Origin of the sequence: Gulosibacter molinativorax (genome assembly GCF_003010915.2) — a bacterium.
GTDB lineage: Bacteria > Actinomycetota > Actinomycetes > Actinomycetales > Microbacteriaceae > Gulosibacter > Gulosibacter molinativorax.
In genome coordinates this window covers 1,563,499-1,586,892 of record NZ_CP028426.1, presented here as the reverse complement: position 1 = coordinate 1,586,892, position 23,394 = coordinate 1,563,499, and the positions used below count along the sequence as shown (strand labels likewise).

General features: G+C 65.2%; 20 protein-coding genes. 7 read left to right on the top strand and 13 right to left on the bottom strand.

What is annotated here, in order from left to right; translation table 11 throughout:
* Window positions 1-20: 20 nt before the first annotated feature.
* The 6 genes from GMOLON4_RS07505 to GMOLON4_RS07480 are packed head-to-tail and all read right to left on the bottom strand — an operon-like array spanning window position 21 to window position 4,449.
* The gene (locus tag GMOLON4_RS07505; protein ID WP_026936265.1) at window positions 21-218 is read right to left on the bottom strand and encodes a tautomerase family protein; all 198 of its coding nucleotides are present in this window, start codon (window positions 216-218) and stop codon (window positions 21-23) included.
* A 22-nt stretch (window positions 219-240) separates the two neighbouring features.
* Window positions 241-1,722 (bottom strand): aldehyde dehydrogenase, encoded by a 1,482-nt coding sequence (locus GMOLON4_RS07500; protein ID WP_026936266.1) that lies wholly within the window; start codon window positions 1,720-1,722, stop codon window positions 241-243.
* A complete protein-coding gene (locus GMOLON4_RS07495) occupies window positions 1,719-2,504 on the bottom strand; it encodes an alpha/beta fold hydrolase (protein WP_051266383.1) in 786 nt (261 codons plus the stop codon). The genes GMOLON4_RS07500 and GMOLON4_RS07495 overlap by 4 nt, the downstream gene beginning before the upstream one ends.
* Before the next feature lie 6 nt (window positions 2,505-2,510).
* Window positions 2,511-3,062 (bottom strand): amino acid synthesis family protein, encoded by a 552-nt coding sequence (locus tag GMOLON4_RS07490; protein WP_026936267.1) that lies wholly within the window; start codon window positions 3,060-3,062, stop codon window positions 2,511-2,513.
* Window positions 3,062-3,727 (bottom strand): amino acid synthesis family protein, encoded by a 666-nt coding sequence (locus GMOLON4_RS07485; protein ID WP_084147365.1) that lies wholly within the window; start codon window positions 3,725-3,727, stop codon window positions 3,062-3,064. The genes GMOLON4_RS07490 and GMOLON4_RS07485 overlap by 1 nt, the downstream gene beginning before the upstream one ends.
* Window positions 3,724-4,449 (bottom strand): GntR family transcriptional regulator, encoded by a 726-nt coding sequence (locus GMOLON4_RS07480; protein ID WP_051266385.1) that lies wholly within the window; start codon window positions 4,447-4,449, stop codon window positions 3,724-3,726. Before GMOLON4_RS07480 ends, GMOLON4_RS07485 begins: the two co-directional genes overlap by 4 nt.
* A 116-nt stretch (window positions 4,450-4,565) precedes the next feature.
* Here GMOLON4_RS07480 and GMOLON4_RS07475 point away from each other — a divergent pair, with 116 nt between their 5' ends.
* Window positions 4,566-5,510 carry a flavin reductase gene (locus GMOLON4_RS07475; protein WP_026936270.1) on the top strand — a complete coding sequence of 315 codons (945 nt, stop codon included), beginning with the start codon at window positions 4,566-4,568 and terminating at the stop codon, window positions 5,508-5,510.
* A 39-nt stretch (window positions 5,511-5,549) separates the two neighbouring features.
* The gene (locus tag GMOLON4_RS07470; protein WP_169516463.1) at window positions 5,550-7,223 is read left to right on the top strand and encodes a BCCT family transporter; all 1,674 of its coding nucleotides are present in this window, start codon (window positions 5,550-5,552) and stop codon (window positions 7,221-7,223) included.
* 73 nt (window positions 7,224-7,296) lie between these two features.
* Here the strand turns inward: GMOLON4_RS07470 and GMOLON4_RS07465 are convergent, their stop codons facing one another.
* Together GMOLON4_RS07465 and GMOLON4_RS07460 are read right to left on the bottom strand one after the other, a co-directional pair.
* Window positions 7,297-9,039, bottom strand: coding sequence for an MFS transporter (locus GMOLON4_RS07465; RefSeq protein WP_084147366.1), 1,743 nt, complete (start codon window positions 9,037-9,039; stop codon window positions 7,297-7,299).
* Window positions 9,040-9,041: 2 nt separating this feature from the next.
* Window positions 9,042-10,265, bottom strand: a complete 1,224-nt coding sequence (locus tag GMOLON4_RS07460; RefSeq protein WP_026936272.1) for an amidohydrolase — start codon at window positions 10,263-10,265, stop codon at window positions 9,042-9,044.
* A 297-nt stretch (window positions 10,266-10,562) separates the two neighbouring features.
* On the opposite strand from GMOLON4_RS07460, the gene GMOLON4_RS07455 reads away from it, so the two are divergent.
* From GMOLON4_RS07455 to GMOLON4_RS07435, 5 genes are all read left to right on the top strand, one after another.
* Window positions 10,563-12,860, top strand: a complete 2,298-nt coding sequence (locus tag GMOLON4_RS07455) for an ABC transporter substrate-binding protein/permease (protein ID WP_051266387.1) — start codon at window positions 10,563-10,565, stop codon at window positions 12,858-12,860.
* Between the two features lie 8 nt (window positions 12,861-12,868).
* On the top strand, window positions 12,869-13,648 hold the full coding sequence (locus GMOLON4_RS07450) for an amino acid ABC transporter ATP-binding protein (protein WP_051266389.1): 780 nt from the start codon (window positions 12,869-12,871) through the stop codon (window positions 13,646-13,648).
* A gap of 175 nt (window positions 13,649-13,823) precedes the next feature.
* A complete protein-coding gene (locus GMOLON4_RS07445) occupies window positions 13,824-16,391 on the top strand; it encodes an esterase-like activity of phytase family protein (protein WP_026936275.1) in 2,568 nt (855 codons plus the stop codon).
* A gap of 195 nt (window positions 16,392-16,586) precedes the next feature.
* Window positions 16,587-17,090, top strand: coding sequence for an aminoacyl-tRNA deacylase (locus tag GMOLON4_RS07440; protein WP_026936276.1), 504 nt, complete (start codon window positions 16,587-16,589; stop codon window positions 17,088-17,090).
* A 25-nt stretch (window positions 17,091-17,115) separates the two neighbouring features.
* Complete coding sequence (locus GMOLON4_RS07435) at window positions 17,116-17,754, top strand: class I SAM-dependent methyltransferase (RefSeq protein ID WP_051266392.1); 639 nt, start codon at window positions 17,116-17,118, stop codon at window positions 17,752-17,754.
* Window positions 17,755-17,777: 23 nt separating this feature from the next.
* Here GMOLON4_RS07435 and GMOLON4_RS07430 read toward each other — a convergent pair whose 3' ends face one another.
* From GMOLON4_RS07430 to GMOLON4_RS07410, 5 genes are all read right to left on the bottom strand, one after another.
* A complete protein-coding gene (locus tag GMOLON4_RS07430; protein WP_026936277.1) occupies window positions 17,778-18,443 on the bottom strand; it encodes a DUF6320 domain-containing protein in 666 nt (221 codons plus the stop codon).
* The gene (locus GMOLON4_RS07425) at window positions 18,443-19,888 is read right to left on the bottom strand and encodes a hypothetical protein (RefSeq protein WP_026936278.1); all 1,446 of its coding nucleotides are present in this window, start codon (window positions 19,886-19,888) and stop codon (window positions 18,443-18,445) included. Before GMOLON4_RS07425 ends, GMOLON4_RS07430 begins: the two co-directional genes overlap by 1 nt.
* Window positions 19,885-20,832, bottom strand: coding sequence for an alpha/beta hydrolase (locus GMOLON4_RS07420; protein WP_026936279.1), 948 nt, complete (start codon window positions 20,830-20,832; stop codon window positions 19,885-19,887). The genes GMOLON4_RS07425 and GMOLON4_RS07420 overlap by 4 nt, the downstream gene beginning before the upstream one ends.
* A gap of 162 nt (window positions 20,833-20,994) precedes the next feature.
* Window positions 20,995-21,774 (bottom strand): IclR family transcriptional regulator domain-containing protein, encoded by a 780-nt coding sequence (locus tag GMOLON4_RS07415; RefSeq protein ID WP_026936280.1) that lies wholly within the window; start codon window positions 21,772-21,774, stop codon window positions 20,995-20,997.
* A gap of 67 nt (window positions 21,775-21,841) precedes the next feature.
* Window positions 21,842-23,011, bottom strand: coding sequence for a thiolase family protein (locus tag GMOLON4_RS07410; RefSeq protein ID WP_026936281.1), 1,170 nt, complete (start codon window positions 23,009-23,011; stop codon window positions 21,842-21,844).
* Window positions 23,012-23,394 lie beyond the last annotated feature (383 nt).

Here is a 23,394-nt window from a genome sequence, read left to right as displayed (position 1 = left end):
TCAGTTGCTAGACCGGTCGCTTACTTACTGGCGTTGCGTTCGGCGATAGTGACGTTGGTGCGGGCCCAGTGCTCGTGCGGGACCTCGCGGATGAGGACGGTGATGTTCTCGGGAGCGGCGTCGACCGTCTCTTCGGCGACACGGTGGACGCCGTCGATCAGGGCGCGGAGCTGCTCGGGGGAGCGGCCCTCGGCAATCGAAATGTCGATGATTGGCATGTCGCAGACCTTTCCTTAGCGGTTAGCCGCGCATGACGAACGGGTCGCCGAGCGGGCTCTCGTCGGTGTTGATCCACACGCTCTTGAGGCGCGTGTACTCGTGCATCGACTCGATGCCGTGCTCGATACCGACGCCCGAGTTCTTGAAGCCCTGGCGCGGCGACATCGGTGACATCGCGCGGTACATGTTGATCCAGACAGTGCCAGCTTCGAGACGGCGTGACATCCGGTGGGCGCGTGCGAGGTCGCGCGTCCAGACACCCGCGGCGAGGCCGTACTCGGTGTCGTTCGCGAGGCCGACGACCTCTTCTTCGTCGTCGAACGGCATGATCGCGGCGACCGGGCCGAAGATCTCCTCACGCACCACGCGCATGTCGTTGTTGACGTCGGTGAGGACGGTCGGCGAGAAGAAGTAGCCGGGCAGCTCGAGTTCGGGGCGCTTGCCGCCCGCGAACAGCGTCGCGCCCTCGTCGACGCCGAGGTCGACGTAGTACTGCACCTTCTCGAGCTGGTTGCCGAAGGCGAGCGGGCCGAGCTCAGTCTCGGCATCCAGCGGGTCACCGATCTTGATCGAGCGGGCGCGGTCAGCGACGCGCTCGAGCAGCTCGTCGTAGACCCCGCGCTGCGCGAACACGCGGCTACCGGCAATGCAGGTCTGACCCGCCGCAGCGTAGATGCCGGCGATGACGCCCATGGCCGCGTTCTCGACGTTGGCGTCGTCGAACACGATGTTCGGGCTCTTGCCACCGAGCTCGAGGGTCGAGCCGATGAAGCGTGCCGCGGTCTTGGATGCGATGGCCGAGCCGGTCGCGGTCGAGCCGGTGAACGAGATCTTCGCGATGTCCGGGTGGTCGACGAGCGCGGAGCCAGCCTCGGCACCGAGACCCGTGACGACGTTCACGACGCCGTCGGGGAAGCCTGCCTCGGATGCGAGTTCCGCGAAGCGCAGGATGGTGCGCGACGTGTACTCGCTCGGCTTGATCACGATCGTGTTGCCCGCGGCCAGCGCCGGGGCAAGCTTCGAGGTCGTGAGCGTGAGCGGCGAGTTCCAAGGGGTGATCGCACCGACGACGCCGAGCGGTTCGCGCTGGGTGTAGTTCAGCACCGCGAGGTTGTTCGTAGGGATCTGCGACCCCTGCACCTTGTCGGCGAGCCCGCCGTAGTAGTAGAGGTACTCGGGCAGCGTCGCGAGCTGGCCGCGCATCTCGCGCAACAGCTTGCCGTTGTCGAGGCTCTCGAAGTGAGCGAGCTCCTCAGCGTTCTGACCGATGAGGTCGCCGAGGCGGCGCAGCAGCTTGCCGCGTTGCGTCGCGGTCAGTCCCGCCCACGAGGGTGCCTTGAACGCACGCTTCGCGGAAGATACGGCGGCCTCGACGTCGGCGGCGTCGCCGCGCGCGGCCTCGTAGAGCACCTCGAGGGTGGCCGGGTTCGTGCTTTCGAAGTACGTGCCACCCGCGGGGGCACGCGTTTCGCCATTGATGAAGTGTCCGAGTCGTTCAGTCATCGGAGCTCCTTATCCAAGTTGTCGGTGGTGGCGTCGTCGGAATTGGCGGCGTCAAAGAGTGTGTTCAGCTCGGCCACGAACGTGTCGGTGGCCTCGAGCGGGAGCATGTGTCGCGCATCCGGAACGATGCTCGCGCGGCAGCCGGGGATGGCCGCGGCGAGCCGGCGGGTCATCTCCGGCGTGGAGCCGGGGTCGAGCTCGCCGGTGATGGCGAGGGCCGGGGCGTGGATGCGCTGCAGCTCGTCCGCGAGCTCCTGGTCGCCGGTCGCGAAGACCTCGTACGCATACAGGAAAGAGTCCGGGTCGTTCGCCTCGAGGATGCGGCGGGTTTCGGCGATCTCCTCGGCGCTGACCGTGGTGCCCTGTGGGTACCAGCGGTGGATGGAGCGCTCGGTGCTCGCCTGGATGTCGCAGCGCGCGGTCTCGAGGCGCTCGAGTACCGACGCCGACTCCTCCGGGGTGCGCTGGCACACGCTGCTCACCGAGGTGAGCGAAGCGATGCGCTCGGGGAAGTAGCGCGCAATGTGCTGGGCGATCAATGCGCCAAGGGAGAAGCCGACCAGGTGACTTTCGCCCTCGGGCATCCGCGCGAGCACATCCTCCGCCAGTTCGCGAAGCGAGGTCTTCGAGGTGAGTGGCGGCTGCGCGCCGTGGCCCGGAAGATCTAGGGCCACGGCGTCGCGACCGCGCTGCGCGAGCCGCGCGGTGGTCGACTGCCACATGCTGCGGTCGAGCCCAACGCCGTGCAGCAGCACGACGGGGGTGTCGCGGGATGCAGTCATCAGCGCCTACTGCTCGGTGTTCAGTGCGGCGAGGCGCTGCTGGGGACGGCCACGCGAGGCACCGGCGAGGGCGATGAGGATCTCGTCGGGGTGCGGTGCATCCGCGATGCGAACCTCGTAGGACTGGTGGTGCGAGCGGATCGTCGCGTCGGTGAAGTGCTTCAGCGGGATGTCGAACGTCGTGCCCGCGGGGCCGCGCTTCTCGACGGCCGGCAGCAGGGTGGATGCGTTCGCCGCGTCACGGAAGTAGTTGCCGAACTTGAGGGTGTGGATGAGTCCCGAGCCGTGTTCGATCTCGCCGTTCAGGCCGACGATCGCGGCCTTGCCGAACGCCTCGAGCGGTACGCCGAGGGCCTCCATGACGCGCGGTGCGAGGAGCTGGCCGAGCTGTGGCGCGACCTCGTCGATGCCGGCGTTCAGGTTCTCGACGAACCCCTGGCCCGCCCACGGGTTGTCGATGATTGCGGCGACCACGGCGACGCGGGCGACTGGGTCGACCTCGCGGCCGCCCTCGAGGAGGGTCTCGTCAACGATGGTGACTACTTTGCGCAGGTTCATTACAGGAGTCCTTTCAAGACTTCGGAGGTCACGACGCCGTCGGTGCTGCGGTCGCCAATTCGGGGGAAGGGTCGGGAGCCGGAGGAAGCGACCGCAATGATCGCGATCTCGTCGGCGTGCGGCGCATCCGCCAGGTGCACGCTCATGCTCTGGTAGTGGCTGCGGGTCGACGCGTGCGACTTGTGCCACATCGGCACCCGCAGGTCGCCGCCAGCCTCGGCACGCTCATCCGAGAAGCAGATGATCGACGTGCCGTCGAGAAACTCGCGCAGGAGGTTCCCGAAGTAGGGGGTGTGGATGAGCGCGCCGGCGTGCTCCATCTCGCCCGCGATTCCGACGACGGCGGCCTTGCCGAACGCCTCGACTGAGTCGGCTGATGCATCCTCGCCACCGAGCGCCGCGAGCAGGCGGTCGCTCAGCAGCTTGGAAATGATCGGCGCGATGCGCTTGGTCTCGGGCTGGAGGTCGGTGTCGGTCGACGTGCCAACCCACGGGTTCTTGATCACGGCGACGGCCGCGGCCTGCAGGATCGGCGTCGCGACGCCGGCGCCGTTCTCGGCACGGGTCTCTTCCACCGCGGTGTAGAGCTTGCGCACGCCGCATTCGATCGCGAGGCGGTGCAGCTCGCTCGCCTTGGGTAGCTGCACGGTTCCAGGTGTGGTCATCGGGGCTCCTGCGTCTTGGTGTCGGCGTTAAGGGGGTCAAACGTAAGCGGGAAATCCTGCGTCGCGAGCGCGAGCTGGCTCGAGGCGTGCACGTGGTGCCGCATCGCGAGCTCCGCGCCCATCGCATCCTTCGACCGGATGGCTTCGACGACGGCGCGATGCTCGTCGTTGGATGCGGCGATGCGGCCCGAGCGAGCGACGGTACGCAGCACGATGCGGTGGTAGGCGAGCTGATTCATGAGCAGCCGGTAGTGCTCGCTGAGCTTCACGTTGTCGGCGCCCGTCACGAGCGTCCAGTGGAAGTCGTGCACGAGCCCGGCGTAGCCTTCGCTGTCGTGACGGTCGGCGGGGCGCTCGGCGTCGCGCACGTTTCGCTCGAGGATATCGAGTTCCGGCGTGGGGCCGCGGCGGGCCATGAGCCCGGCGGCAAGCCCCTCGAGCGACTCCTTGAGCTGGAACAGCTCGACGATCTCTCGGCGGGTGGGGATGCGCACGAAGGTGCCCACGCGCGGGCGCACCTCGACGAGGCCCTCGTTCTGGAGCTGCTTCAACGCCTCCCGGATGGGGGTGCGGCTGACTTCAAACTCATCGGCCAGCGCGAGCTCGGGCATGAGCTGGCCAGGCTCGTACTTGCCGCTGATGATGGCATCGCGCAGGCGATCCAGCAGCGGGAGATCGGTAGCTGCGACGGCATCGTCGCGAAGCTCGGATTTTGCTTGCATACAAGGAGCGTATCTTGCATACAAGATCGTGTCAATCGACCCGAGTGTTTCCAGTAGATTACATAGATATGACTGATATTTGACGAATGCAAGTGGAGGAACATATGCTTACTGGCATGCAACAAGACATCAAGGATGCTGTTAGGCATGCATGGGCGAAGGCCTGGGACGAGGGCAAGTACACGGCCCTCCGAGAGCTGGTGACGAGTGATTACCGCCGTACCAGCGCATCCTCGGGTCGAGTCATGAATCTCGACGACTTCATCAATGAGATCGACGAGATGCGCGCGGCTTTCCCGGACATGCACACGACGATCGAACGCATCGTGGCGAACGATGACGAGCTCGCCATCTTCTGGCGAACTGACGGTACCTTTACCGAGCCGCTCGGCAATGTGCCGCCGACCGGCACCAAGCTGCAGACGCACGGCTCGAACTTTGCGCGCATCCGCGACGGCAAGATCGCCGAAGAAGAAGTGACCTGGGACGATTCCGCGCTGCTGCGCGACCTCGGCCTCACGTCGCTCGCATCGGCATTCGAGGAGGCGCCCGCGGTCACTCCAATCGGCGACGCGCTGCCGCCGCGCGAGGGGCTGAAAGCGTTCAACAAACAGTTCATCTCGGGCGTCACCGTGGTGACTACCACTGACGAAGAGGGCAAGCCCCGCGGGCTCGCGGTCAGCGCGTTCTCCTCGGTCTCCCTTGACCCGCCGCTCGTGCTCGTGTGCGTGCAGAAGACTTCGTCCACGTACCCGTCGCTCTTCCGCTCCTCACACATCGGCATCAACGCGCTCTCGAGCGAGCAGCGCGAGACAATCGGGACCTTCGCCTCGAAGTCGGCGGACAAGTTCGCGGAGATCGACTGGCACGAGGGCCCGAACGGCAGCCCGCTCATCGATGGCTCGTCGGCCTCAATCGAGGTCGAAATCAAGGAACGTTTCCAGGCCTTGACCCACACGATCTTCATCGGCCGCGTGCAGTACGCGGAGTCGACCGATGACGCCCCAATTATTTACAAGGCTGCGAAGTTCTACGACGGCCGCGGCCTCGCTGAGCTCTAGCGACCAAATCTCGCAAAACACAATGAAGTGGAGCGGAACATGACCCAAAACAATCACCACGACGCCGACACCGAGCTCGGCTCTATGGCCATTTCGGGCCTCACCAGCGAAGGCGGGCCGAGCAAGGCCCAGCAGCTCGCCGACTCACTGCGCCACCGCCCGGGCGCGGTGTTTTACATCTCGATCGGGCTCATCCTCGCGTTCGTCGCGTGGGCCGGGTTGTCGCCCGAGACTCTCGGCGGAGCCATGACGTCGGCGATGAACTGGGCCTCCGAGACGGTTGGCTGGGCCTACCTGCTCGTCGGCTTCGGCTGCATCGTCCTGCTCATTTATCTCGCCGCGAGCCGCTTCGGACGCATCCGCCTCGGTAGCGACGACGACCGCCCCGAGCACTCGACCTGGGCCTGGATCGCGATGATCGTCTCGGCGGTCATGGGCATCGGCCTCATCAGCTACGGTGTGGCCGAGCCGATCACGCACTTCTTTGCGCCGCCGCACGGTCTCGCCGAGCCAGGCACCGTCGAAGCCGCGGTTCGCGCGATGCAGTTCTCGTACTTCGACTGGGGTCCCCACGCGTGGGCGATCTTCGGCGTCTTCGGGCTCGCGATCGCCTACTCGACGCACCGCAAGGGCAACACCGGCCTCATCTCGCCGATGCTCCGACCGGTGCTCGGCAAGCTCGTTGACGGCTGGGTAGGCAAGTTCATCGACGTGTTCGCGATTATCGCGACGCTCTTCGGCACGACGACCTCGCTCGGCCTCGGTGCCGCGCAGATCTCCGAGGGCCTCAACCGCATCATGGGCATCCCGACCGATCTCTTCGTGCAGATCGTCATTATCGCGGTCATCACGGTGCTCTTCACCCTGTCGGCGCTCTCGGGCGTGAACCGCGGTATCAAGTACATCAGCCAGTTCACGATGCTGCTGTCGATCGGTATCGGCATCTACGTCTTCTTTACCGGCCCGTCGAACTTCATCACGAACCTCTTCGTGCGTTCGATCGGCCAGTACTCGAGCGACTTCCTGCAGGTGAGCCTCATCACGCCGCTGACCGATGAGGGCAGCCAGTGGATGCAGTGGTGGACCTACTTCATGATGGCCTGGTGGCTGAGCTGGGGCGCCTTCGTCGGCGTCTTCCTCGCGAAGATCTCGCGCGGTCGCACGATCCGTGAGTTCGTGCTCGGCGTCATGGTCGTTCCGAGCATCGTGTTCTTCCTGTGGTTCACGATCTTCGGCGGCACCGCCATCCGCCTCGACATGGCGGGCGTCAGCAACATTGGTGCGGCGGCCGCGAACGATATCAACTCGGCGTTCTTTGAGATGCTGGCGCAGCTCCCGCTGGTCGAGATCACTTCGGTCATTGCGGTCATCCTGGTCGTGTTGTTCTTCGTCTCGGGCGCCGATGCGAACACGTTCGTGCTCGGAATGCTCTCGACGCGAGGCACGCTCAACCCGACCCGAACGGTGCTGTCGATCTGGGGCGTGCTGACCGGTGTCTGCGCGGCGCTGCTGCTCGTAGTCGGCGGTCTCGCGGCACTACAGCAGGCGGCGATGCTCTCGGCCCTGCCGTTCACGGTGATCGTCGCGCTGCTCGGTTACTCGCTGATCAAGCAGCTGCGTGAGGACCCCCACTTCGACCACACGAAGGGCGTGCACCGCGAGGACCTTGCGACCGCGGCGCTGCGCGTGCCGAGCCGCGCGCTGCGCCCGTAACCACAGCATCCAAAGCACGATGCGGGTACCCGGTCTGGCCGGGTACCCGCATCGTGCTTTTCGGGAGACCGCGTCAGTCGTGACGCTTCGCCACGATGTCCTTGAGCACCTCGGGCGGCAGATCCGCCAGCTCATTGACAAGGTGCTGCTTCTCGAGCTGACGAAGCTCATCAAGGGGTAGATCCGCGAGGCGATCGAGGATCGACTGCTTCTCCTCATCCAGCGTCGCGTGCGGCTCCGGGGCCGGTGATTCGGCAGACTTGCCGAGTTCGCGCGAACCACCACCCTTCGGGACGGTCGTCACGATCGAGACCAAGGCAAGAAGACAGAACACGAGGCTTACGCCGATGCCCATCATCCCGGCGAGGCGAAGCGACACATTGTCCGTGCGGCCCTCCATCTGAATGACATTTCCGAGCACACTCGCTCCGCCACCTGCGAGACCCGAGAACACCGCGAGCGACACGGCGGCGCCGATCGCGCTGCCGAGCGAGGATGCCATCTTGTAGATACCCGATCCTGCACCAGACTGGTCCGCGGGGAGGTTCGAGAGCGCCGCATCCGTCGAGGGGGTCGCGTAGAACGCGAGGCCGAGGCCAAAGAGGCAGTACGCGATGACCGCCAAGACGAAGTACTGGCTCACGAGCAGGTTCGTTGCCATCAGTAGGATCGCGGCGACTGAAACGATCAGCGTGCCCCACAGCATCGGCTTGCGTGGGCCGAACCGCTGCAGCAGCCGCTCGCCGACTCGGATAAAGGCGATGATGAATACGGCATAGCCAATTGTCAGCAGCCCCGCCTCGAACGCGGTGTAGTTGGTGCCATCCGGCTTTTGCGCCGCGAGCTGGATGAGCTGCTGCGAGACCATGAGCATGCCGATCGTGCCGTTCAACAAGAAGTTGGAGATTGTCGCGCCGGTGAACGTCGTGTTCGAGAAGAGTGTGAAGTCGATGAATGGGTTGGCCTGCCTGCGCTCCCACACAACGAAGATGACATACGCGATTACCGCGATCACCGCTGACGTGATCACTGGAATGGAGAGCCAACCGAGCGAGGAACCGAACAGCAGCACGATCATCAGGCCGAGCGTGCCGACTACAAACAGCAGCAAGCCAATGACGTCGAAGCGGTGCTTCGTTTGCGTCGCCGCCTTGTCTTCCGGCGTGCCGAGAATCATGAAGAACGCGATGACCGAGATCACGATTGAGGCAACGAAGATTCCTCGCCAGCCCACGAACTGCACCACGGTACCGCCGAAAACGGCGGAGAGCCCGGAACCGCCCCAGGAGCCGATCGACCACATCGAGACCGCGCGCTGGCGTGCCGGCCCGTCCCAGTACGACTTCACCAGCGCCATCGTTGACGGCATGACGCACGCGGCAGAAAGCCCCTGAATGGCGCGGCCGGCGAGCAACAACGCTAGGGCTGCGGGTCCGGTCGCGAACACGAGGAGTGCCGAGCCGATGATGCCGAGCACGATACCGATGAGCGCGAGGCGAACGCGTCCGAAGCGGTCGGCGAGGCCACCGAAGAAGACGATGAACAGGCCCGAGAACAGGGCGGTGATCGACACGGCGAGGTTCATCGACGAGGCATCAATGAGCGGCGAGGTTTGTCCCGCGTTGATCTCGTTCATGATCTCGGGGGCGACGCTGCCAGCCGTGCCCGCGAAGAGCCAGAACGTGACGACCGCGAGGACGATACCCCATAGGAGTTTCTCGGTGCCGGTGTAGCCCGTTTTCGCGAGGGCGGTTATCGGCTCGTTTGGTTCTCCCGAAGCGGGGGTTGGTTCTTCGAGGTCGGTGGTGTTCGACATGCTTAGTTGCCCTTTCCAAGGAAGGCGAGAATGGCGGTAACTGCCGCTTCGGTACCGGTGCGAAGGGTTGGTTGCATCGCGGGAGCGAACCCGGGGTTGTGGTTCGGGAGCGCTACCTGGTCGGGCGTGAAGCCGCCGAAGCCCCAGTAGCTGTAGGGCACGCCAAAGGCGTCGGGGATCACCGAAAAGTCTTCGGATGCGGTGACGCGACCGAGCGGCTGGACACGGTCTTCGCCGAAGTGCGAGGTGAAGGCGGCCGTGACCTTCGAGGTCGCGCCGGCATCGTTATCGGTGAGCGGGTACTCGTCGAACACCTCGATGGTGGGCGCTTCCGGGGCACCCGAAGCCTCGCACTCGGCGCGCGCGATGCGCGTGATCGAATCGATGAGCTTCGCCTTGATGTCTTCGCTGTAGGCGCGGATATTGAGGAGCATCGTGGCGTCGCCGGGGATGACGTTTGCCTTCGTGCCCGACTTGATCGAGCCGACAGTGACGACGGCGAAGTCGTTCGGGTTGATCTCTCGCGCGACGATACCCTGCAGTCGCACGACGATCGACGCGGCCATGAGCACCGGATCAATGCCGAGGTGTGGCATCGAACCGTGCGAGCCTTTGCCGACGATGTGGATGCGCAGCGACGCAGCAGCGGAGAGGGTCGGTCCCGAGTGGGTCGCGACCTGGCCCGCCGCGGGGGAGGTGAGCACGTGCTGCCCCAACGCGACGTCGATCGGGCCGACCTTCTCGACTAGCCCATCCTTCACCATCGAGCGCGCGCCCTCGGCAGTCTCTTCGCCCGGCTGAAAGAGCGCGATATAGGTGCCGGCCCACGCATCCTGCGACTGCGCGAGGAGGGCTGCGGCTCCGAGCCCCGCCGTGATGTGGTGGTCGTGCCCGCACGCGTGCATGACGGGCTGGGTCACGCCGTCGCGGTCAACCATCGTCTTCGTGGATGCATACGGCAGTCCGGATGCTTCCGCAACGGGGAGTGCGTCGATGTCGGCGCGGAACAAGACGGTGGGGCCCTCACCATTGCGCAGACGGCCGACGACGCCACCGCCAATGCGCTGAACCTCGTAGCCGAAGGACTCGAGGCGCCGGGCGATCTCCTCGGCGGTTTCCGATTCCTGCATGGACAGCTCGGGATTCTGGTGGAGCGCGACGTAGAGCTCTTCTTGCCAAGAGTTCACGTCGTCGAGATTTGCTAGAACCTGGTCAACGGCATTCATATCTACTCCTATTGAAGTCAAGCGTGTGAACTTAGTACCGAAATCACGCGAGACGATCTGAGGGTATGCCCGATCAGATGCGGATTTCGTGCGGGAAAGTGAAGAACTTTCGAACTTCGTGCGACATGTGAGTTCCCGCCCGCCGACCTCACAATCTGAACTAGCCAAGTAACGATTTGCGTGGGAATTTGCGCGCCCTCGTGACAAATCCCCGGGAAATTGTCAGTGAACGCGTAGGTTGGAGGTCTGTGCCCCAGCTGCACGCCGAAAGAAGTCACTGACGACTAGAGGAATCAAATGGCATATATAACGCAATCTGCGAATTGGTGGCGGGCTAACCGCGGCACAATTCTGCCAAGCATCGCCGTCTTACTCATCCTGCTGCTCACCGTTGGTGGCGCAAGCTCGATGGCAAAAGCAGCGACAGGTGAGTCTCCGGCCTCGCAAAACGCGGTCGAGGGGCAAACCTTCACAATCGCAACCGACACGACCTGGGCGCCGTTCGAATTCGAACGCGACGGTGAACTGCGCGGTATCGACATTGACCTGATTAATGCGGTCGCCGAGAACCAAGGCTTCAACGTCGAGATCGACGTCCTTGGCTTCGATGGCGCGCTCGCCGCAGTGCAGGCGGGCCAGGCCGACGCGGTCATGGCCGGCATGTCGATCACCGACGAACGAAAAGAAATCTTCGACTTCTCGAACCCCTACTTCGACTCGGGTATCCAGATGGCCGTGTCGACGAAGGACAACGAGACCAAGTCATATGAGGACCTCGCGGGGAAGACCGTCTCCGCGAAGACGGGCACCGAGGGCTACGCCTACGCCGAGACGCTTGGCCAAGAGATCGGCTTCACGGTCACCGGTTTCCAGGATGCGTCGGACGCGTACAGCGACGTCACGTCGGGTGGTTCCGTCGCCGTGTTCGATGACTACCCGATTCTTGCTTACGGCATCAACACCGGCAACGTAGACCTCCAGATCGTCACTCCGCAGGAGAAGGCGTCGAGCTACGGCATGGGCGTCAAGAAGGGCGAGAACCTCGAGCTTCGCGAGGCGTTCAATGAGGGCCTCAAGAACCTCATCGAGGACGGCACCTACCAGGCCATTCTCGACGACTACCTCGGTGGGGATGCGCCGGACGCCAAAACGATCGGCAACGGTCAGGCGGCCCTCGGTAACGAACAGCTTGACCCCGGTAACCCGGGCGACCTGCCCGAGAACCCGAACTTCGCGACCGACACGCCCGTCGAAAACGGCTCGTTCATCATCGCGACCGACACCACGTTCGCACCATTCGTCTTCCAGGAGGGCGGCCAGAACGTCGGCATCGACATGGACCTGATCCGCGCGATCGCCGCGAACCAGGGCTTCGAGATTGAGATTCAGTCGCTCGGATTCGACGCGGCGCTGCAGGCGGTTCAGTCTGGCCAGGCCGACGGCGTCATCGCCGGTATGGGTATTACCGACGAGCGCAAGCAAGTCTTCGATTATTCGAACCCGTACTTCGAATCGGGCACGCAGATGGCCGTCGCGGAGAATAGCGACATCACCTCCTACGAGGACCTCGCGGGGCTGACGGTCGCGGTGAAGACCGGAACGACCGGCTACGACTTCGCGCAGGCACTCTCGGAGGAATACGGCTTCGAGATCAACGCGTTCCAGGACTCGGCCGACATGTACAACGACGTCGCGGCGGGCAACTCGGCCGCGACGTTCGAAGACTCGCCGGTGCTGCAGTACGGCATCGCGTCCGGCAACGTTCCGCTTAAGCTGGTGACCGACCCCGAGCCCGGCTCGGAGTACGGCTTTGCCGTGAACAAGGGCGAAAACGCCGAGCTCCTCGCGATGTTCAACGAGGGCCTCAAGAATGCGCAGGATTCGGGCGCCTACCAGCAGATCGTTGACCGCTACCTCGCGGTCGACAGCCAGGAATCCGGCGGCACGTCGTTCTTTGCCCTCGTAGCGAACGCTTTCCCGTCGCTGATGTACGGTCTCGGGCTGACGCTGGTTGCGACCCTGCTCTCGCTCATCTTCGCGATGATCCTGGGTATCCTCTTCGGCATCCTGAAGCTCTCGGGCAACTGGTTCCTGCGCGGACTCGCGGGCGCCTACGTCAACATCTTCCGCGGTACCCCGGTCCTGGTGCAGGCGTTCTTCTTCTACTTCGGTGTGCCAGCGATTACCGGGCAGCCGCTCGATGCGCTGACGGCCGGTGTGATCACGCTGTCACTCAACGCCGGTGCGTACATCACCGAGATCGTTCGCGGTGGCGTGCAGTCGGTGGATGCGGGACAGATGGAAGCCTCACGCTCGCTCGGTATGGGCTGGGGTTCGTCGATGCGCAAGGTCGTGATGCCGCAGGCATTCAAGATCATGACGCCGAACCTCATCAACCAGCTCATCATCACCCTGAAGGACACGTCGCTCCTGTCGGTCCTCGGTTTCGCCGAGCTCACCTACCAGGGCCGCATCGTCATCGCCTCCACGTTCCGCTCGTTCGAGATCTGGCTCGTGGTTGGTGCGATCTACTTCATCGTGATCTGGCTGCTGACGCTGCTGTCCAACTATTTCGACCGCAAGTTCAATAAGTAGGGATTCTCATGACGAACAGTGAACCTGTGTACACCCAGCCCATTACCGTGGGCGACGAAGACCCGATCATCGTCAACGACCTCCACAAGAGCTTCGGCAGCAACGAGGTGCTCAAGGGGATCGACCTCAAGGTCAAGAACGGCGAGGTGATCGCGATCATCGGCCCCTCGGGTTCCGGAAAGTCGACGCTCCTGCGTTGCCTTAACCGGCTCGAGGATGTGACCAGCGGCGAGGTGATCATCCTCGGCGAGAACATCGCCACCGCGAAGGGCAAGGAACTCGACCAGGTGCGCCAGCGCGTGGGCATGGTGTTCCAGCACTTCAACCTCTTCCCGCACATGACCGCGCTCGAGAACGTGGCACTCGCGCCCGTTGAGACCGGCAAGCTGGGCAAGGCGGATGCGCGCAAGCGCGCCGCGGAGCTCCTCGACCGGGTAGGTCTGGGGGACAAGAAGGAACAGCGCCCCGCGCAGCTGTCCGGTGGTCAGAAGCAGCGTGTCGCGATTGCGCGCGCGCTCGCGATGAGCCCGGAGATCATGCTGTTCGACGAGGCGACCTCGGCGCTCGACCCCGAGATGGTCGGCGAGGTGCTGCAGGTTATTCGTGACCTTGCCGCATCCGGCATGACGATGGCGCTCGTGACCCACGAGATGGGCTTCGCTCGCGAGGTCGCCGACCGCGTTGTGTTCATGGATGGCGGCAAGGTCGTCGAGTCGTCGGCACCTGCCGACCTCTTCGACCACCCCAAGGAATCGCGCACGCAGGACTTCCTCTCGAAGGTCCTGTAGCGCTCGGCTACCCGACTAGTGCCCCCGCGGCTCGCAATTTGCGAGCCGCGGGGGCACTTTTTTTGCGCCGTCAGACGACGTTTCGTTAACTTCCTGGGCGTCAATTGTTAACTTCCGCCAAGCACTCTGTGGGCCGGACCACGAACGGTTCCCGTTTCCCTCACCCAGGAGCACAATGCGCACTCGTCGTTTTGCTCCGGTCGCCACACTTGCAGCCACGGGCCTTGCCCTCAGCTGTGTCGTGGCCGCCGGGCCCGCCACCGCAGACTCGAACTCATTCTTTGATCGCACCGCGACCTACCCCGTGTACCAGAACGTGCCGGAGGGCGTCGACCCGCTCGCCGAGACCGTCGCCGAAATCTCGACCATAACGCCTGACGGCAACACGATGATTTACACGGATGCCGCTGGTCAGCGCATCGGCTTCGTCGACGTCACCGACCCGTCGGCCCCGAATGGCCTCGGCACCGTCTCGCTGACGACCCTCGGCAACGCGGACGACCAGCCGACCTCGGTTGCCGCATACGGCGACTACGTGCTCGTCGTCATTGACGAGACCGGTGGCAACTTCACCGAGCCCAAGGGCCGCGTCGACGTGCTGCGCCTGAGCGACCGCGAGCGTGTCGCATCCATCGACCTCGGCGGTCAGCCGGACTCGATCGACATCTCGGCCGACGGTCAGTATGCGGCCATCGCGATCGAGAACCAGCGTGACGAGGAACTCGGCGACGGCGGCCTGCCGCAGCTGCCGGCCGGCTTCGTGTCGGTGATTGACCTCGCCGGTGACCCGGGTATGTGGACCGCCGAGAGCATCGACTTCGTTGACGGCACCGGCGCCCCGCTGCCGGTCGTCGCGGATGCAGGGTTCGACACCCCCGAAGACCCGGAGCCCGAGTACATCACGATCAACGACAACAACGTCGCGGCCGTGACGCTCCAGGAGAACAACGGCGTCGCGATCATCGACCTCGCTACGCGCGAGATCACCGACGCGTGGAGCACCGGCACCACGACGGTCGACAACGTTGACGTCGAGGACGACTCGATCATCAACCCGACCGCGTCAGTCACCGTCCCGCGTGAGCCGGATGCAATCGGCTGGGTCGACAACAACACGCTCGCGACGGCGAACGAGGGTGACTGGAAGGGCGGCTCTCGCGGCTGGACCATCTTCTCGGCCTCGGGCGAAATCGTCTGGGACGCGGGTAACAGCTTCGAGAACCTCGCAATCCAGCACGGCCTGCACAACAGTAACCGTGCCGACAACAAGGGCCCGGAGCCCGAGGGCCTCGCGGTCGCCGAATTCGACGGCGTGAACTACGCCTTCATCGCGTCGGAGCGCTCGAACTTCGTCGCAGTCTACGACCTCACCGACCCCTCGAACCCCGCATTCGTGCAGGTGCTCTTCACCACCAACGGTCCCGAGGGCGTCCTCCCCGTCACCGAGCGTGGCCTGCTGCTGGTCTCGAGCGAGGTTGACGAGGCGGATGCCGGCGTTCGCTCGGCGATCAACATCTTCCAGCTCGGTAGCGAGCAGCCCGCCCAGCCGAGCATCATCTCGGACGCGGTCGACGGCATGCCCATCGGCTGGAGCGCGCTGGGAGCCCTCACGGCGGACCCGGCCGATGCGAGCATCCTGTACTCCGCGACCGACGCTGCGCTCGTCGAGAACAGCATCTATACGATCGACGTCTCGTCGGCCCCGGCCATGATCACCGCGTCGAACCCGGTGCTGAAGGACGGCGTCGTCACCAGCTACGACATCGAGGGCATCTACGCCCGCGAAGACGGCGGCTACTGGCTCGCATCTGAGGGTGCGACTGGCGCCGAAAACCTCCTCGTCGAGGTCGACGCCGACTACAACGTCGTCTCGGAGACCGCGCTGCCGGAGGACGTCTCCGCACACATCGGCAAGTGGGGCCTCGAGGGTATCTCGGCGACGAAGGATGCTTCGGGCAACGAGATCGTCTACGTCGCGATCCAGCGTCCGCTGTGGGTCGACCCCGACGCCAAGCCGCTCGAAGCACTCGAGGGCGCGAACACCACCCGCATTGGTCAGCTCAACGTCGAAACCGGCGAGTGGGCTTGGTTCGGCTACGAGCTCGAGTCCACCGACGTTGCTGGCGACTGGATGGGCCTTTCGGAGGTCACCGTCGTTGACGAGAACACCCTCGCGGTGATCGAGCGCGACAAGCTGAACGGTCCGAACGCAGCCATCAAGCGCATCTACAGCGTGACCATCCCCGATGCCGCGACCATCGAGGCCGCCGCGGGCGAGGTCATCCCGGTTGAGAAGGAACTCGCGATCGACGTCCTGCCCGAGCTGCAGGCGACCCACGGTTGGACGCAGGAGAAGCTCGAAGGGTTCACCATCGCTGCTGACGGTCAGCTCTACGCAGTGACCGACAACGACGGCCTCGACGACGCTACCGGTGAGACCGTGTTCCTGCGTCTCGGTGACGCGAAGGATGTCTTCGACCTGGCTGGCGAGACCCCGGCACCGACCGAGACTGCTGGTCCGACCGAGACCGCTGGTCCGACCGAGACTGCTGCGCCGACCGAGACTGCTGGTCCGACTTCGGGTGCGTCGGATGAAGACGGCAAGTCTGAGGCTGGCAAGTCGGAGGATGGTCTGGCACAGACCGGTGCGAACGGTTCGCTCCTGCTGATCGGCGGGCTCGTCGCAGCCGCGGCGATCGCTGGCGGAACCGTACTGACTCTCCGCCGCCGCAGCGCCGAGTAATCCACCAAGGTCTTTGAGTAGGCGGGCGGAGCCCGCCGTATCGAAAAGACCGGTTGCTAGAAATGCGAGAAATGACCCTATGTCCGCTCAGGCGGGGACATAGGGTCATTTTCTGCATCTGACCAAACACGCGGCAACGAAAAGCTGTCCGAGAACCGCGGAATATCCTGCCGACCAGGGGAGTTACATCCAGCAATGAGCACGAACCCAGACCTCGATCCAAATAACAATCCGGCAGTCGCAGCGATCCAGGCCTCGGGGCTCCCGCACAGCATCCGCGAACACGGCCGCGCGAGCTCGCTGCGCGAGGCGGCCGAACAGCGTGGCATCACCCCGCGCGAGCTCATCAAGTCGATGGTGATTAAGGACTCGCGGGGCGTGTACTCGGTCGTACTCGTGCCCGGCGATCGCGTGATCGCGTGGGCGAAGCTGCGAAAGCTCCTCAGCGTCAACAAGGCGGCGATGCCGCCGCAGGGCGAGGCGGAGGAGATAACCGGCTTCGCACGCGGCACGATCACCCCGTTCGGCACGAAGTCGGCGCTGCCGATCATCGCCGATGAGCGCATCCCGGAAGGCCCGATCTCGATCGGCGGCGGGGCGCACTCGGTGGCGTTCTACCTCAATGGCAGCGATCTGCTCGACCACTTCGGCGCGGTGCGGCTCGACATCACCGATCCCGATCCGAGCTTCGAAAACTGACGCGCCGAACTGCGATACTGGTCGGATGACCACTCCAGCACCGCAGGAAAACGTGTGGCTCGCCGCCGTTCGCAATAACCCCGACCACGCGAAGAACTACGCCCAGCGCTGGCGCAACTTCGAGGCGCAGGGGCGCGATATCTACGGCGAGGCGCGCCTCATTGACGCGATGGCCGACCGCGGCAGCCGCATCCTGGATGCCGGATGCGGCACCGGACGCATCGGCGGCTGGCTCGCCGAGCGCGGGCATCAGGTCGTCGGCGTGGACCTCGACGAGCACCTGATCTCGGTGGCGCGCGAGGACCACCCGCAGGCTGAGTGGGAGGTGGGCAACCTCGCCCGGCTCGCGCTCGACGACGAGACCGGCGACCTGCGCGAGTTCGACATCATTGTCAGCGCGGGTAACGTCCTGACCTTCCTCGCGGAGAGCGAACGGCTCCCGGCCCTGCAGCGGATGCGCGGCCACCTCGCCCCGTTCGGTCGCCTCGTCGTCGGCTTCGGTGCCGGCCGCGGCTACGAGTTCGTCGATTTCGCGGCGGATGCGTACCGCGCCGGGCTCGAACTCGAGCAGCACTACTCGACGTGGCAGCTGCATCCACCCGCCGATGACTTCATGGTCGCCGTCCTGGGCGCCATTCCGGTGCCGCCTGAACAGGACGAGTAGCGCAGGACGAATAACGCTTGCCGCTAGAGGTGCAGCCGTTTGCCGAGCTCGCGGCGCACCGCCCGCCCGCCGAATACCTGGATGATCACGAGCGCAACGAGGCTGAGCGCGCCGCAGATAATCGAGGGCCAGGGCGTTGTGACCCAGCCAAAGGCGACGAAGCCGATTGGAAGCAGGCCGAGCAGGACGGTGAGCCCCGAGTAGACGATGTGCTCGCCCGACTCGATGCGCATGAGCCGCACCGTGACGAGCAGCGCCACGATCGCGGACGCGCAGAGGATCGGCACGGTGTAGGTCAGCGCCCAGCCGTGCCAGCCGGTGAGGAAGTCCCAGTAGACGCAGATCAGGCTGACGAGGATCACGAGGTACACGGTGCTTTTCGCGAGATTGCGACGCTTGCGCGCCGCCGTGAGCACCACGAGCCACAGCGCGGTGAGGCCGAGCCAGATGGAACGAGCCACGCCGATGTTGGCGAACTCGTGGCTGAAGAACAGCTGCGCGGCGAACGACGCGAGGATGATCGCGAGCGAAATGAGAAAGAGCGCGCGCAGGATGCGTCGGCGCGAGAAGCTCAGGGGAATCGCGGGGAGCGGGCTCGGTGCGGGGGAGCCCGTCACCACGTTGCCGCAGAGCGGGCAGTGCGCCCAGCTGCCCTCGATCTCGACGTTGCAGGCCTCGCACCGTGCCATTAGGCGGCCCCCGCGAGTGCGGCCTCGGTGAGCTCAGCCTCGGTCACCCGCGCCGCAGCGACGGAAACGTCAACCCCACGCTCGGTGAGCTGCCGTGCGAACTCCCGGATGTGTCCGGTCTCGCTGAAGGGTGACGTGAAGCTCACAGTGAGGAGCCCACCGTGACTCATCGCGCAAAACTGCGGGCGGGCAGCGGACACGTGGAACAGCATCCGGCCGACCCGCGACTCGGCTGGCTCCGGCAACACGACCCGTCCGAGGTTTGACACCGCGACGGTGAGGCCGCGGTTGTTGCCCCAATTCATGAGCCGCAGGATGCTGTCCTTCAGCGGCCGCGGGATGATCCGCAACAGCGGCATGGTCTCGAGCTTGATCAGTCGGCCGAGCTTCCGGGCGAGTGATGGCGCGCTCGCGAGCGGCCGGAACTGTGCCTCGAGCGCCCTGCTGATCGAGCCGAGATCATCCGTGCCTTCGCCGTACGTGTGCTCGACGCGAACCGTCGCGAAGAAGTTCCGCGGTGACATCGAGGGGAAGAACTGCCGGAGATTCACCGGCACCGAGGCCGAGAGCGTCCGGGCGGTGCCGAGGTCGCCCGCGGATCGGCGGATGGCCTCGAAAAACATCGCGGTCAGGTACATCGTGACAGCGACGCCCTCGGCTCGGGCGAGGGCGAGCACCTCGCTCGCGGGCATCGTCAGCTCGACGGCGCGCGTGCGGTTATCGGGCGTGCGCGTGCCTTGAACGCGATACACCCGCTTTTCGAGGGGACGCAGGAGCCTGCCGAGCCCCGCGGGCCGCTCGCCGGGCAGCCGTGGCTCGGCAGCTTCCGGCCGCGAGGCGCCGAGTTCTCGCGCCGCCTCAACCTCATCCGGAATCGCCTCGCCGCGATTTCGGCGGCGAAAGTAGTGCGCGAAGCTGTCGGGCACCAGGCCGAGCGCGGCATCGGCGACGTCGTCGGTCGGATGCGCGCTCGGGAGATCGACCTGGGTCGGCGCATCCTGTTGCTCGCCAGCCTCGCGCAACCGGATGTACGCGCCCACGAGATCGGTGAGGAACCAGAGCGCGCCGGTGCCATCGGACAGCGCGTGGAAGATCTCGAGCGTGATGCGCCGCCGGTGATAGACGACGCGAAAGAGCAGGTTTCGCCGATCGGACTGATAGATCGGCGCGCAAGTGTGCTGATTCTCGGGGGAGACGGCGGGGCGCAGGTCGCTGTCCTGCAGGTAATACCAAAAAATACCGCGCCGAAGCACCGCGTGATAGAGCGGGTAGCGGTCGTAAGTGTGGTCGAGCGCATCCTGGAGGATCAGCGGGTCGACCTCATGATCGGTCTCGGCTACGACCCGGAAGACCTTCGGGTCGGATTCGGTCCGCGCGGCCAGGAAGATATTGGATGCGTTATCGAGGCGCACCCAGGTGTCGCGGGTCGGGGTTTCCCGCGTCATGCCCCGACTTTCGGTGCGGGATGCGCATCCAAGAATGCGTTGATGTGCTCGTAGGCCTCGCGCATCGGCTTCGAGAACTTCGGCAGCTGGATGAATCCGTGGAGGGCCGACGGGATGCGGTGCACTTCCGCGGTGCCGTCGGCCGCCGCGATGGCCTGCCCGTATGCTTCACCCTCGTCGCGCAGTAGGTCCTGCTCGGCGGTGAGGATGAGCGTGGTGGGTTGGCCGCTCAGGTCATCGGCCATGAGCGGCGAGACGAGCGGCCCGCGCTGCTCCATCGGTTCGGGAACGTAGAGGTCGAAGTAGTCGTCGATCTCGGTATTGGTCAGCCGCAGCCCCTCACCGTATTCGCGGACGGAGTCGAACGGCGAGGTCTCCGGATCGTGATCCCAGTGCGTGACCGGGTAGAGGAGGATCTGTCGGCTGAATGCCCGTTGCCCCCGCTCCTTGAGCAGCAGCGAGGTTGCCGCGGCCAAGTTGCCGCCGGCCGAGTCGCCGATGAGCACGATGTTTTCGGCGCGATCGATACCGGCCGCGAGGGGGTTCGCGAGGACCTGCTGTGCGACGCCGTAACAGTCGTTGAGTCCGGCGGGGAATGGATGCTCCGGGGCGAGCCGGTAGTTCACCGATGCGACCGCGCATCCGGTGAGCTCGGCCATGTTCGCGCACGCGGGCGTGTAGGTCTCGATGTCGCCCGTGACCCAGCCGCCGCCGTGGAAGAAGACGAGGACGTCGTCGCGGGTGCGCTGCTGCGGCTGGAAGACCCGCACCGAGATCGAGCGGTCGCCGAGCCGAACCAAGGTCTGCCGGTACGGGGTGCGGCGCCACGGCATCGAGATTGAGGCGACCCAGCGCTGGGCGCGGCGCACCTTGCCGTAGTCCTCGCGCATGTTGAGCCGGGGCGCGGCGAACAGGCTCAGCACGAACTGCTGGAGGCGGTTCATGCGCGGCGGGGCTGGTCGGTGCTGGCAGCAATCATGCTTCCAGCGTAGAGAGTCCCGGCTGGGACATATCGAATCCCAGGGCCGAGTCTTCGGCTTCGCGATGACCTTCGAGGCGGTGACCGCGTAGCCGGGATCGCTCCCGCCGTGATCGATACCGCCCAGCTACAGCAGCTTGAGTTCGGCCTCGATGTCGCGCGCGGTGTCGAGCGCCTGGGGGAGGAGCACCTCGCGCATCCGCTCGACCGAGTGGCGGGTGACCGTGGTCGAGATGTTAATCGCGGCGGCGACCGTGCCGTCCTTGTCGTTGACGGGTACCGCGAGCGATCTAAGCTCCGTCTCGAGCTCGCCGTCGACGATCGCCCAGCCCTGCTGCCGGACCTGTGCGAGCTGCGTGAGCAGCGCATCCACTTCGGTCACCGTGTCGTTGGTGAACGAACGTAACGGGCCCTCGCCGACCCGGGCCCGCGCATCCTGCTCGTCGAGCGAAGCGAGCAGCACGCGACCCATGCTCGTCGCGTGCGCGGGGAAGCTCGTGCCGATCGTGATGCCGATCGACATGATGCGGCGTGTGGGGACGCGCGCGATATAGACGATGTCGCCGTCGGTGAGCACCGCGCCGGAGACCGATTCGCCGACCGCGCGCGAGAGGCGCTCGAGGTGCGGCTGCATGACCTCGGGCAGGCTCAGCGCCGAGAGATAGCTGAACCCGAGCTCAAGCACGCGCGGGGCGAGCGTGAACTGCCGGCCGTCGGCGCGGACGTATCCCATCTGCTCGAGCGTGTAGAGGAAACGCCGGGCGGATGCGGGGGAAATTTCGGCGCGCTTGGCCACCTCGCTGAGGTTAAGGGCTGGATGCTCGGCGTCGAATGCGCGGATGACGGCGAAGCCCCGTGCGAGCGACTGGACGAAGTCGCTCGCACGGGGCTCGGTGGAATCACTCATTGAATCGAGGCTACGCGGTTTTCTTGTTGCGGTTTTCTTGTTACGGTTTCGGGATGCGCGCTCGGGCTTAGCGCTCGAGGACGACCGCGAGACCCTGGCCGACGCCGATGCAGATCGCGGCGACCGCGACACCGCCGCCGCGGCGCTTCAGCTCGTGGGCGGCGTGGCCGATGATGCGGCCGCCGGATGCGCCGAGCGGGTGACCGATCGCGAGCGCGCCGCCGTGGATGTTGACCTTCTCGGGGTCGAGGTCGGGCCAGCCCGCGATGCACGCGAGGCTCTGCGAGGCGAAGGCCTCGTTGAGCTCGACGAAGTCGACGTCCGCCCAGGTCTTGCCGGCGCGGGCGAGCGCCTTGTTCGCGGCCTCGATCGGGGCAATGGGGAACTGGTCGGGGTCGACGCCGTGCACGCCGCGACCGATGACGCGGGCGAGAGGCTCGCCGATGTCGAGGCCCTCACGGCCGAGCAGCACGGCGGATGCGCCGTCGTTGATCGAGGACGAGTTACCGGCCGTGACCGTGCCCTCCTTCGCGAAGAGCGCCTTGAGGCCACCGAGCTTCTCGACGGTCGTGGTGTCGCGGATGCCCTCGTCGCGCGCGAGCTCGTGGCCCTCGACCTGAACGATCTCTGCGTCGTAGCGGCCGTCAGCCCATGCCTTCGCGGCGAGGGTGTGCGAGCGCACCGCGAACTCATCCTGTGCCTCGCGGCTGAGGTTCCAGTCACCGGCGATCTTTTCGGCCGATTCGCCGTTTGAGATCGTCCAGTGGGTGGGGAGCGCGGGGTTGGTCATGCGCCAGCCGATCGAGGTGTTCCACAGGGTCTGGTTGCCGACGGCGGGCCACGGCTTCTTCGACTTTTCGACGACGAACGGCGCGCGGCTCATCGACTCGACGCCACCGGCGAGGATGATCTCGGCGTCACCCGACTCGATCGCTCGCGAGCCCTGAATGACGGCTTCGACCGAGGATGCGCACAGGCGGTTCACGGTGGTGCCGGTCACGGAGGTCGGGAAGCCGGCGAGCAGCGCGCCGAAGCGGGCCACGTTTCGGTTATCTTCGCCGGCCTGGTTCGCGTCGCCGAAGATGACGTCTTCGATGCGGGCCGGGTCGAGCTGCGTGCGCTCGACGATTGCGCGCATGACGGTGGCGGCGAGGTCGTCGGGGCGGACGTCGGAGAGCCCGCCCGCGGCCTTCCCGAACGGGGTGCGGACGGCGTCGTAAATGAACGTGCTGGTCAAAATGCTGCTCCTGCGGAGGTCGGTCGAGCCACGGAGAAGTGGGGTCCGCGCTGACTCGTTGTGTTTTCGTAAAGCGAAAAGAGCTTCGCTAGTCGAAAGTGTAAGACCCGTGGCTGGGATGCGCAATGGCTCGTCCGACTGTTCCACAACGGAACATCGACGACGGGCAGTCCTGGCAGCACAATGAAGTGTGCTGCGGCGGAGTCAAGTGTGAAAGGGCGCGATCCCGGCCGAGTTTCAGCCGAGTCGCGCCTCTCGGCGGGGCCTCAACCCAACCGTTTGACTATTGATAATTGACGAGCATCAATAATCACTTTATAGGCATTGGACAGGCATCGATGTCAGGAGCAGGATTGACCTCGTCCCGAACAAAGGAGTTCTCC

What these genes read in the sequence shown, in the direction of transcription:
- GMOLON4_RS07450 (WP_051266389.1), top strand. Translation starts at nt 12,869, where the DNA reads ATGACGAACAGTGAACCTGTGTACACCCAGCCCATTACCGTGGGCGAC.
- GMOLON4_RS07430 (WP_026936277.1), bottom strand. Translation starts at nt 18,443, where the DNA reads ATGGCACGGTGCGAGGCCTGCAACGTCGAGATCGAGGGCAGCTGGGCG.
- GMOLON4_RS07460 (WP_026936272.1), bottom strand. Translation starts at nt 10,265, where the DNA reads ATGAATGCCGTTGACCAGGTTCTAGCAAATCTCGACGACGTGAACTCT.
- GMOLON4_RS07470 (WP_169516463.1), top strand. Translation starts at nt 5,550, where the DNA reads ATGACCCAAAACAATCACCACGACGCCGACACCGAGCTCGGCTCTATG.
- GMOLON4_RS07505 (WP_026936265.1), bottom strand. Translation starts at nt 218, where the DNA reads ATGCCAATCATCGACATTTCGATTGCCGAGGGCCGCTCCCCCGAGCAG.
- GMOLON4_RS07485 (WP_084147365.1), bottom strand. Translation starts at nt 3,727, where the DNA reads ATGACCACACCTGGAACCGTGCAGCTACCCAAGGCGAGCGAGCTGCAC.
- GMOLON4_RS07465 (WP_084147366.1), bottom strand. Translation starts at nt 9,039, where the DNA reads ATGTCGAACACCACCGACCTCGAAGAACCAACCCCCGCTTCGGGAGAA.
- GMOLON4_RS07490 (WP_026936267.1), bottom strand. Translation starts at nt 3,062, where the DNA reads ATGAACCTGCGCAAAGTAGTCACCATCGTTGACGAGACCCTCCTCGAG.
- GMOLON4_RS07500 (WP_026936266.1), bottom strand. Translation starts at nt 1,722, where the DNA reads ATGACTGAACGACTCGGACACTTCATCAATGGCGAAACGCGTGCCCCC.
- GMOLON4_RS07435 (WP_051266392.1), top strand. Translation starts at nt 17,116, where the DNA reads ATGACCACTCCAGCACCGCAGGAAAACGTGTGGCTCGCCGCCGTTCGC.
- GMOLON4_RS07415 (WP_026936280.1), bottom strand. Translation starts at nt 21,774, where the DNA reads ATGAGTGATTCCACCGAGCCCCGTGCGAGCGACTTCGTCCAGTCGCTC.
- GMOLON4_RS07420 (WP_026936279.1), bottom strand. Translation starts at nt 20,832, where the DNA reads ATGAACCGCCTCCAGCAGTTCGTGCTGAGCCTGTTCGCCGCGCCCCGG.
- GMOLON4_RS07425 (WP_026936278.1), bottom strand. Translation starts at nt 19,888, where the DNA reads ATGACGCGGGAAACCCCGACCCGCGACACCTGGGTGCGCCTCGATAAC.
- GMOLON4_RS07475 (WP_026936270.1), top strand. Translation starts at nt 4,566, where the DNA reads ATGCAACAAGACATCAAGGATGCTGTTAGGCATGCATGGGCGAAGGCC.
- GMOLON4_RS07445 (WP_026936275.1), top strand. Translation starts at nt 13,824, where the DNA reads ATGCGCACTCGTCGTTTTGCTCCGGTCGCCACACTTGCAGCCACGGGC.
- GMOLON4_RS07480 (WP_051266385.1), bottom strand. Translation starts at nt 4,449, where the DNA reads ATGCAAGCAAAATCCGAGCTTCGCGACGATGCCGTCGCAGCTACCGAT.
- GMOLON4_RS07440 (WP_026936276.1), top strand. Translation starts at nt 16,587, where the DNA reads ATGAGCACGAACCCAGACCTCGATCCAAATAACAATCCGGCAGTCGCA.
- GMOLON4_RS07455 (WP_051266387.1), top strand. Translation starts at nt 10,563, where the DNA reads ATGGCATATATAACGCAATCTGCGAATTGGTGGCGGGCTAACCGCGGC.
- GMOLON4_RS07495 (WP_051266383.1), bottom strand. Translation starts at nt 2,504, where the DNA reads ATGACTGCATCCCGCGACACCCCCGTCGTGCTGCTGCACGGCGTTGGG.